The sequence below is a fragment of the Rhodococcus sp. IEGM 1351 genome, assembly GCF_030056875.1.
GTDB lineage: Bacteria > Actinomycetota > Actinomycetes > Mycobacteriales > Mycobacteriaceae > Rhodococcus_F > Rhodococcus_F opacus.
In genome coordinates this window covers 72,517-82,518 of record NZ_JASHKU010000031.1, presented here as the reverse complement: position 1 = coordinate 82,518, position 10,002 = coordinate 72,517, and the positions used below count along the sequence as shown (strand labels likewise).

General features: G+C 66.9%; 9 protein-coding genes and 1 pseudogene. 5 read left to right on the top strand and 5 right to left on the bottom strand.

Annotation, left to right across the window (positions count from 1 at the left end):
- Together QM806_RS35595 and QM806_RS35590 are read right to left on the bottom strand one after the other, a co-directional pair.
- A pseudogene (locus QM806_RS35595) lies at positions 1 to 605 on the bottom strand (hypothetical protein); the annotation flags it as partial.
- 161 nt (positions 606 to 766) lie between these two features.
- Positions 767 to 2,191, bottom strand: coding sequence for an IS1380 family transposase (locus QM806_RS35590; protein WP_283294487.1), 1,425 nt, complete (start codon positions 2,189 to 2,191; stop codon positions 767 to 769).
- 556 nt (positions 2,192 to 2,747) lie between these two features.
- Here QM806_RS35590 and QM806_RS35585 point away from each other — a divergent pair.
- On the top strand, positions 2,748 to 3,440 hold the full coding sequence (locus QM806_RS35585) for a class I SAM-dependent methyltransferase (protein ID WP_283294485.1): 693 nt from the start codon (positions 2,748 to 2,750) through the stop codon (positions 3,438 to 3,440).
- 107 nt (positions 3,441 to 3,547) lie between these two features.
- The gene (locus tag QM806_RS35580) at positions 3,548 to 3,850 is read left to right on the top strand and encodes a hypothetical protein (RefSeq protein WP_283294483.1); all 303 of its coding nucleotides are present in this window, start codon (positions 3,548 to 3,550) and stop codon (positions 3,848 to 3,850) included.
- Between the two features lie 54 nt (positions 3,851 to 3,904).
- Here QM806_RS35580 and QM806_RS35575 read toward each other — a convergent pair whose 3' ends face one another.
- The 3 genes from QM806_RS35575 to QM806_RS35565 form a co-directional block, all read right to left on the bottom strand.
- The gene (locus QM806_RS35575; protein ID WP_283294481.1) at positions 3,905 to 4,045 is read right to left on the bottom strand and encodes a hypothetical protein; all 141 of its coding nucleotides are present in this window, start codon (positions 4,043 to 4,045) and stop codon (positions 3,905 to 3,907) included.
- A 405-nt stretch (positions 4,046 to 4,450) separates the two neighbouring features.
- Positions 4,451 to 5,077 (bottom strand): carbonic anhydrase, encoded by a 627-nt coding sequence (locus tag QM806_RS35570; RefSeq protein WP_283294479.1) that lies wholly within the window; start codon positions 5,075 to 5,077, stop codon positions 4,451 to 4,453.
- Between the two features lie 377 nt (positions 5,078 to 5,454).
- On the bottom strand, positions 5,455 to 6,105 hold the full coding sequence (locus QM806_RS35565) for a DUF1275 family protein (RefSeq protein WP_283294477.1): 651 nt from the start codon (positions 6,103 to 6,105) through the stop codon (positions 5,455 to 5,457).
- Positions 6,106 to 6,410: 305 nt separating this feature from the next.
- On the opposite strand from QM806_RS35565, the gene QM806_RS35560 reads away from it, so the two are divergent.
- The 3 genes from QM806_RS35560 (at position 6,411) to QM806_RS35550 (ending at position 9,749) form a co-directional block, all read left to right on the top strand.
- Complete coding sequence (locus tag QM806_RS35560) at positions 6,411 to 6,776, top strand: ArsR/SmtB family transcription factor (protein WP_005263702.1); 366 nt, start codon at positions 6,411 to 6,413, stop codon at positions 6,774 to 6,776.
- Positions 6,777 to 6,907: 131 nt separating this feature from the next.
- A complete protein-coding gene (locus QM806_RS35555) occupies positions 6,908 to 7,789 on the top strand; it encodes a hypothetical protein (RefSeq protein ID WP_283294474.1) in 882 nt (293 codons plus the stop codon).
- A gap of 67 nt (positions 7,790 to 7,856) precedes the next feature.
- A complete protein-coding gene (locus QM806_RS35550) occupies positions 7,857 to 9,749 on the top strand; it encodes a phosphoenolpyruvate carboxykinase (GTP) (RefSeq protein WP_283294472.1) in 1,893 nt (630 codons plus the stop codon).
- Positions 9,750 to 10,002: the final 253 nt, after the last annotated feature.

Below are 10,002 nucleotides of genomic sequence, written 5' to 3'. Positions count from 1 at the left end.
CCGACCCGACCGCCTGGCAACAACCCCCGACGAATTAACGAATCAGACCACTTAGCCATGAACTCTGCAGCTGCCTCGTTGGTGCGTGGCATCGAGGGCACATCTTGCAGGAGTTCCAGGAAGGATTGGAATGGGAAGGCGAGGTTTGCTATCTCTTCCCAAATCGGCGGAATGCAGCGGATCTGTTCAGCGCGGCGCTGTGCGTCAAGTTCATTGGCGAGCAGTTCGTCTGACTTCATGAGCTGTGCGGTGTGCCGAGCTTCAGCAGCGACCATCTGTTCAACCGAAACTGCGTGTACCCGTTCCAGCTCTTTCACTAGGCGTTGGTCTGCCGCTTCTAGTTCACGGGTAAGGCGCTCATCGGCCTCAACCTTCGCGTCAGCTGCATCATCTCGCGCGCGCTTAATCTGCCAGAGCGCGACAACTACCGCTGCCAGCGCCCCGAAGCCGCCGACCCAGCCACCGGCCGCTGACCATTGATCGACGCTGAAGCGGGTGCCTGTGATGAAGACGAAGATGTAGTGGCCGGCCACTACAGTCAGGACTAAGAGAACAAACGCTCCCATACCGGCTGCCAGGTACCAACGCCAACTTCTTTGTGTCACGGGTGGACTCTAAGCCTGAATTCACCGATCGACTGATGTGCGCGTGCTGAGATTCGTTGTGCGCCAGTGAGTAGGTTCCGGGCGTGGGTGATCGTCCGACCTCTCGTGTCGGGTTGTTCCACTGGCTCTTTCGCGTCGAGGTCGGGCAGGCGTCGCAGCTGTTAGACGATGATGGGGTGATTGCGGCAGAAGGTATTGTCGAACAGGGCATTCCACGCTGTTTCCCACGGCCAGCCCTGCGGGAGGTGCAGCGTCAACCGTCTCGCTGAGGACGCGATGCGAGCCGGGACCGAGACGATGGTGCGCCGGATGGTGCCGGTGGTCGCCTTCGCCAACCGCGGATCGCCGGTAAGGGTGCCGGCGGCGCGGGTGAGATTGAACGCCATCACCGCGCAGACCAGCCAGGCCGCGTTCGCGGTGAACCGGCTCGAGGGCAGATGCGCGAGGGCGGAGTTCTTCAAGTCCGCGTGCACCTGCTCGATGATCGCATGATGACGGTGGAGTTTGTCGGCGGCGATGGTGTCGAGATCGTCGGGGTCGGTGGTGGTGAAGAAGGCGTGAAACCGCCAGATGTCGAACAATGTGCCTTGGTCCTGGGCTTTCTTCGGTCGCAGGTCCGGGATACGCCGGACGACCAGCCGTCCCGGAATCTGGTGGGCCTTCTTCTGGGAGGCGAACGCGGTGAACGGTATCTCGGCGACCTCCGCACGCGAGATCCAGACATCGGCGGCCTCGTCGTAGACGGCATCGGTGTATTCGATGGGTGTCCAGGCGTCGTCGTCGATCGAGGCGATCGCGGTCTTGATGGTTTTCGTCAGGCGCACGGTGACCGAGACGTCCGCGTCGGCGCGAATCGCGGCCCCGATGGTGGGATGCCCGTAGAAGGCCGAATCGGCACGTACCAGGGTTTTCGGCGTTCTGCCGCTCGCCCCGTCAACCCGTGTCTGCAGCCGGTCGACGGTGGCCAGGGTGTCGGTCACCATCCGGGTAGCCCCGCGCGGCGATCCGCATCCTCCGCGGCGCAGCCGCTGACCCACGATCACCGGCGCGCAGGTGGCGGTGGTGATCGTGGTGAGCAGGGCGTTCAGCCCGCGCACACCCGAGTAGCCGTACCCGGATCCTTGCTTACCGTGCCCGTGGACCTCGATGATCGAATCGTCGATGTCGACCAGCACCCGCCCGGTGTCAATGCCACCGACCAGGGACGTTCGGTCGGCGAGAGCGCCCAAGAACCGCGAGGCGACGGCATCGAGTTGCCGGACGTGCCCGAAGGTGAATTCGCGGAGAAACGATCCCAGCGTCGACGGTGCGTACGGGCGGTCGAAGACGGTCCCCATCGCCCCGTGCCGCAGAATCGCCAGGTCGTTGATGCTGTCGGCGCCGCCGACCATCCCACCGACCAGCGAGGCGATCTTGCGGCCGGCGTGCGAACCCTTGTCGGTCGGCACGCTCAGGTGCTGATCGGCGAGGCTGAGCAGGCCACTCTCTTGCGCTAATGCCATCACCGGGACCAGTCCCGCGGTCGACACCAGATTCGGGTCGTCGAACCTGGCCGCCGTAACGGGTCGGGTGTGGGATAGTTGCATCTGCGAGATGCCCTTCGTCGTGGCCGAATTGTTTCTGTGAGAAGTTCAATTCTTCCACCACGACAGGGCATTTCGTCGTTACGACCCACTCAAGACCCAACCGAATCGGTGCATTCAGGCTAAGGTAGGGGCGGCTCGGCAAACTTCTCTGCAGTCCGTCGCTTGTCCCTGATGTCGTTCACCGGTGACGTTGCCGCCGCATCCCATCTTCAACATGGAAGATTCGGGAAACGGTCGCGGATTCTCCGTGAATTGTTACACCTTCACCGCCGCGCTACATCCGGTGACCTCCTTCTGCACACATTTTGTATATCGCGCGAATGACAGCAGGCGACAGCGTCTTTCGGTCGGGCGGTGCACACCATCCGTCGCCGATCCACTGCGGCAGGGCCGAGGGCAGCTCGAATGACGGGTTAGGACAACGCGGCAGACGATCGACGCTCCGACACCCACACACCGCGCGGCACACGAATCGACCGAGTCCATGGAATGGGCGCCGTTTACGATCGGCGATGGCGGGGGAACGCCATCACGCGAACAACGAGGGGGAACACGCATGTCTGCAGATGAGGTCACACAGGCGGAGAAGGCCGGCGCCGCCCCATACAGTCGGGCGCTGCTGTCGGTGTACGACACCGTCGTGCTGCGGTGGAGCAACACCCTCGCCTGGCGCTGCCCCAGCGAACGCCTGCTCGCGCACTACAACTCCCACCTCGGTGACCGGCACCTCGACATCGGCCTCGGAACCGGCTGGTACCTCCGCCGCGCCATCTACCCGACCCCGAACCCGAACGTGGCGCTGCTCGACCTCAACCCGAACACCCTGCAGATGACCACCGCACGTCTCGCCGACCGCGGCATCACCGCGGCCGCGCACACCGGCAGCGTCCTCGCCCCACTACCCGCGGACATCGGTGTGTTCGACTCCGTGGCCGCGAACTTCGTGCTGCACTGCGTGCCCGGTACCTGGGCGCAGAAGGGCCGCGCGTTCGGGCACATCGCCCAGATCATTGCCGACGACGGGGTGTTCTTCGGCTCGACCATCCTCGACACCGGTGCGCACCACACCCCTCTCAGCCGCGCCCTGAACAGCCTCTACCACGGGCCGATCACGCTGTTCCACAACCGCGGCGACGACCTCGACGGTCTGCATACGGCTCTGGCCGCCGCGTTCGCGGAGGTCGAGATCACCGTCGTCGGCACCGTCGCGGTCTTCGCCGCCCGCCGGCCGCGGCGCCTGGGCAGCTGATACGGCGCAACGGGAACGCGCCGGGCCGAACACGTCAGGCCCCGCGGCAATACACCACCCCGCTGCGCCTGATCCGCCGATGCCGCCTGCCAACGAGAGGAACCCCAGTGCCGACCCCCGAACCCGACGACCAAAAGATCGTCAGCCTGAACGCCCTGCGGCAGAGGAGAACCGACGACCTACTCTCCGGGCACATACCGCTGACGTTTCTGCTGTACCGCCGACGCGACCGGATCGCCGCCAACCTTCTCCTCTCCGACGTCCTCACCACGTACATGCGCGGATCCGGGATCGGGCCGGCCGGGGTCATGGTCATGCTCGGCATCGCCGACGACGCCCGGGTCCGGGACCTGACCGCCGAGCAGCGCGGGCAGATCACCGACGCGATCGCCGCGACGAGCTGTCGATAACCCACGCGAGGGGACGTGTCATCTCCGCAGTTCAGATGGCATTTCACGTCCGGGTCAGGACTCGACCGGGACCAACCGCTCGAGGCGGGCATGGAAGGGGAACCGACCGCGAACGTCGTCGCGCACCGACTCGATCACCGCGTCCTCGCCGTCGATACTCACGATGACGAACTCCGAGGTGGCGTCGGTATGCACCGGGCGCGGTCACCCACATTCAGACCCGCGCGGGTTCCTGGATTTTCAGCCATACGACATGCCTAACGCGTGCCGCGTAGATGAAGACTTGCACTCGCCGTAGTCAATGAGGTGAACCGTCTCGCAGATTGGCTCTGGCGCCTGTCGCAGCTGATTCGCTGTCCAGCAACACTTTTGGTGAAGTTGATAGTCAGACCCGCTCGACGGATCAGCAGTACATATGTTCCCCAGCTGCTCCGAAGGGTGTCGTTGACGTTGGGTTACGAGGCGGGTCGGTGGGGTCTTTCCGAGCGATCGCTGTTATCTGGTGCCCCGGGGCCGACCGCGGTGCGCAAATCGTGGGTGCACACCGTTCCGCACGGTAGTTCGGTGCCGTGCTCCAGCGGCTCAGCGGGTTCGGCCGCGTCAGTCGCGGAGCTCGCCGATGTCTCCGACCCCTCCCTGCAGGTGTATCCGGCCGTCCGACAGCTTGTAGGTGACGTCGGCAATAGCGCAGGCACCACTTCCGACGCGATCGGCGATGATGCGCGAACGCTGCATGAGGAGAGCCCCGGTCTCCACGACGTGGCGGCCTTCGAGTTCGTCGACGGTGGTGAGGCCCTCTTTGCGACCCATCATGATCGACGGCGCCACCCGTTCGACGATGCTGCGGATGAAGCCGTCCGGAACCTTGCCCTTGTCCAGCGCGTCCAGTGTGGACTTCACGGCCCCGCAACCGTCATGACCCAGCACCACGATCAACGGCGCGTCGAGGATCTGCACCGCGTACTCGATGGAACCGAGCACGGCGTCGTCGAGGACGTGGCCGGCCGTTCGGACGACAAACATGTCACCGAGGCCCTGATCGAAGATGATTTCCGCAGCGACACGTGAGTCTCCGCATCCAAACAACACCGCGGTGGGGTGCTGCTCGTCGACGAGCTGCGCGCGGTCGGCGATTCCCTGGCTGGGGTGGATCGAGACTCCGCTGACGAAGCGCTCGTTACCCTGGCGGAGGGTTTTCCACGCGGTGACCGGGTTGGAGTGGGGCATGCGGTGATTGTTCACCCGCCCTGTTGCGCCTGCTCGGCGGGAACATTACGCCGACGGAAATTCTGGTTCGCCCACCGGCGACGGGACGTGTGAGGAGAAGTAAGGCACGATGCCTCGGCGCTGGTCAGTTGTGCGAGTCTCCCCGCATCCAAGGCACACCCTTCCGGCCCCACACCACCACCGCACACCACCACCGCACACCACCCGCAAATGGAAATCCCGGTTCGCACGAGGCCGTCGACGCGGTGACACCGCGGCCTTGCGCGGCCGGGCGGCGGTCTCCGGGGGCCTGTACACGACTCCGGGGTCCGGTCCGGATTGGCCGACGGGACCCCCGCGCTAATCGATCGGCGGTGGGGCGCCTAGCTTTCCAGTCCCTACGGACCGGCGGCGTCGGTCGGGTCGGTGGGGCTGTTTCTGACGGCGTAGGCGGCGAGAGTCGCGGCCCCCACGGCGACCCACACGGCGTTGAATGCGAGCACCCGGTATGTCACCGCGCCGGCGGCCGCCCCCACCGCGACCGCACCCCAGAGCCGCAGGTATCGAGCCCATCGGCGGGATCCCCGGCCGAACAGGCGATCGGTCAGGGACCGCGCCGCCGCGGCGAGGAGGCCGCCGGTCTCGAGAAGGGTGGCTTCGGCGCCCATGGCCAGGGCGAGGGTGAATCCGATCAGGGGTGCGGTGGTGGTGACCGCATGGAGGGCGCCGGCTGCCGCGAGGAGAACCGCTGTGAGCAGCAGAACCCGCGGCACCCGCTGGCGTGGCCACATCCGGCCGACCACCGCGGCCAGGACGACACCGACGACGAACCCGGCCAGGATCGCCGCGGCCAGGCCCACGACGAACCACGAACTGCCGCCGAGGGCGACGCCGGTCCGGGTGGTGGTGGCATCGATCGAGGAGACGAAGAACCCGCCGAGGAGGACGAACCCGAAGGCGTCGACGAATCCGAGGTGCATCGCGATGATCGTCTCCACCGGTCGCCGTGACCGCGGTCGCGCTGTCATCTCTGCATCGGCTGTGCTCATCGGCTCTCTCATCACCGGCAGGTTGCCGGCATCGGACAGGGTAGGGATCGTTGACCAGCGCGGTCGGTCCGGTCCTCTCCCCTCGGTGGCGAGGCGCCTGCCGCGACCGTTTTACGGGCGCCCCGGGTTTCGGGATGCGGGGCCGGAAGGGGCTCTGCAGCGCGAATTCTAGCAAATTGCTAAGATTCGCAAGTAACGCAACCTGCCGGGATTGCAGGTTGCAGGCGAGGCAGCAGACCCGGCGCCGCGGCGAGCGCGACACGCACCTCGCCGCCGCTGGCTCGACCCGGACGACAGGAGGAGCCATGACCGCGAACTCGCGCCAACCGCTGTATCAGATGAAGGCGGACTTCTTCAAAACGTTGGGGCACCCGGCGCGCATCCGGGTCCTCGAGCTGCTCAGCGAACGCGAACACGCCGTGTCCGAGATGTTGCCCGAGGTGGGCATCGAGCCGGCGAACCTGTCCCAGCAGCTGTCGATCCTCCGACGGGCAGGTCTGGTCACCGCCCGGCGCGAGGGCCTGTCGGTGTCCTACGCGCTGACCTCCCCCCGCATCGCCGAGCTCCTGCGGGTTGCGCGGGGGATCTTGACCGGGGTGGTCGCCGGGCAGGCCGAGGTGCTCGAGGATGTGTCCGAACCTCCTGCCTTGGTGGGTGAAACCGGGGGCTGACGGGGGCTCACCGAGGCAGGACTCCCCCATCGCACATGTTGGTTGCGAATTTTCTTAAGTGCGTACATCGTGTGAGCGGGTGGCATGGAGATTCGTCTCCCGATCAGGAGACGAGAAAAGAGAAGTGGGCGGTGACGAACAATCACGACGGTGGTGCCAGCGGTTCGCCCGACGGCGCCGGTCCGGTCTTGACGGGAATCAGCGTTGCCGTCGTCGCGGTGTCCACCACCGGCTCGCGCATGGCCGGGTCGGCGCGGACCCGGCCGCCGTGGGTCGCGATGGAGGACTATGCGGCACTCATCCGGGAGCGGACTCCGTTGCGCGCGCTGTGCCTTCCAGTAACCACGGGCGACCCGCACGTGCTGACCGAGCGCATCCTGGGGCTCCCGACAGCGGTGGCCGCGGTGTTCGTGGTCGGTATGGGGAACCGGGAGTCCGCGGCGGTGCAACGTGCGGTGACCGAGCGCGGCGGGCCCGTGATCCTCACCGAACTGGACGTGCTGACAGCGGCGGTGGCGGCCGCGACGATCACCACCCTGCGCCGCCGCAGCGTCCCCCCACGCGCCGGCCGGGTCGTCATCACCGGCGCGTCGTGGGCGCCGCTGCTGGCACCGGTGTTGATCGCCTCCCGAGTCGGGGATCTGAGCAGCTGGCACGAGCGTGATGCCGAGGCGTTCCCGCTGCGCCGATTGATGGAACACAACGATGTCCTGGTCGATCTCGCAGGCTGCGCCCCCGACGGTGCGGCGCCCGGGCGCACGGTTGTGGTCCCCGCCGACGGCTTCGCCTATGGTGCGCTGGTGCTGCCCGGGCTGCTCGCCGCACTGTGTGGACACCAGGTGCGGACCGTGACGGTCGAAGTGGTGCCCGCATGTGTGCGGGCGCTGGCGCTGATCACCCCCGCCGACCGGATGCTGCCGTCCGTCGATGACCGGCTGCTGGTCTCCGCCGTCGCCCGCCACGTGAGCCGGGCCCTCGGCCATCCCGTCCCGTATCGCGATCCACATCGGTGATCCAACGCACCGCGCCGCAAACACATTCTGTCGAATTCTTTTGTCGAATTCTTTTGAGGAGAACACCGTGAGCACCCCCACCGCCGCCGCCCCGACCGCGCATCCCGCCGTCGTGTCCTGGGTCGACGAGATCGCCGACCTCACCGCACCGGACGAGGTGGTGTGGTGCGACGGCAGCGCCGGCGAGTGGGACCGGCTGACCACCCAACTGGTCGAGCGGGGCACCTTCGTGCGGCTGGAGCGCAAACCGAACTCCTTCTGGTGCGCCTCCGACCCCGACGACGTCGCCCGGGTCGAGGACCGCACCTTCATCTGCTCCCGGTTCCAGGCCGACGCCGGTCCGACGAACAACTGGATGGACCCGGTCGACATGAAAACGGTGATGACCGAGCACTACCGCGGCGCGATGGCCGGGCGCACGATGTACGTCATCGCATTCTGCATGGGCCCCCTCGATGCCGCCGAGCCGAAGTTCGGCGTCCAAATCACCGATTCGGAGTACGTGGCGGTCTCGATGCAGATCATGACCCGCTCCGGCACCCCGGTCTGGGACAGGCTCACCGCGGGCACCGAGTTCGTCCGATGCCTGCACTCGGTCGGCGCACCGCTGTACCCGGGTCAGGCCGACGTACCGTGGCCGTGCGACCACACCAAATACATCTCCCACTTCCCCGAGGAGCGCACCATCTGGAGCTACGGCTCCGGCTACGGCGGCAACGCCCTGCTCGGCAAGAAGTGCTACTCACTGCGGATCGCGTCGAAGATGGCCAAGGACGAGGGCTGGCTGGCCGAGCACATGCTCATCCTCAAACTCACCTCCCCGCAGCAGCGAGTGCACTACATCGCCGCGGCGTTCCCGTCCTCCTGCGGCAAGACCAACCTCGCGATGCTCGACCCCACCCTCGACGGATGGACGGCCGAAACCATCGGCGACGACATCGCCTGGCTGCGGTTCGGCGACGACGGCCGACTCTATGCGGTCAACCCGGAGGCCGGGTTCTTCGGCGTCGCCCCCGGCACCGGCGTCCACACCAACCCGCACGCCATGGCCACTCTCGAGCGGGGCAACTCGATCTTCACCAACGTCGCCCGCACCGACGACGGCGACATCTGGTGGGAAGGGATGACCGACACGCCGCCACCCCACCTGACGGACTGGAAACGACGGGACTGGACCCCGACCTCCGGAGAGCCTGCCGCGCACCCGAACTCCCGGTACTGCACCCCGATCGCCCAGTGCCCGACCGTCGCCCCCGAATGGAACGACCCTGCCGGGGTGCCGATCTCGGCGATCCTCTTCGGCGGCCGCCGCGCCACCACCATCCCACTGGTCACCGAATCGCGCAGCTGGCAGCACGGGGTGTTCCTGGCCTCGACCCTGTCGTCGGAAACCACGGCCGCCGCGGCCGGGCAGGTCGGCGTCGTGCGCCGCGACCCGATGGCGATGCTGCCGTTCCTCGGCTACCACGTCGGGGACTACTTCCAGCACTGGCTCGACATCGGCACCCGGACGAACGCCGGGTTGTTGCCGAAGATCTTCTACGTCAACTGGTTCCGCCGCGGCGATGACGACGAATTTCTCTGGCCGGGCTTCGGGGAGAATTCCCGGATCCTCGAGTGGGCGCTGCGGCGGATCGAGGGCACCGCCGAAGCCGACGAGACCCCGATCGGCCTGGTGCCCACCCCGGGCGCCCTCGACCTGACGGGCTTGAAGTTCGATCACACCAAGATCGCCGCCGCCTTGAAGGTCGACACGACCGAATGGGTGGCCGAGACCCGGTTGATCGACGAGTGGTACGCGAGGATCGGCGGCAACACGCTGCCCGACGTCCTGCGCGAAGAGCTCGGGGCCCTCAAGCTCCGCCTGGCCGATCTCGAACTCGGCGACGTCCTCCACCGCCGGGGCGCTCACCCTACCTCCCCCGAGAAGGATTCGCGCCGGTCACAACCGCAGTTCTGACCCGGGACGCGCAACGCCCCTGGGGCGCCTGGTCCCCCATGCCGGCCGGGCAGCACGGATCAGTTCGAGACCGTGCCGGGTTCCGAGCGGTGAGGCCGTCCGGTCCCGCCCACGACCAGCGCCCGGTGCCCACACCTGGGGCAGCAGTCGGTGCCGGTCCGCAGCGCCGACACCCGGCACCACCGTCCGCAGTCGGTGCAGTGCAGAATCCGCCCCCGCAGGGCGGTGATCGGGGTTACCCGCATCACTCAAC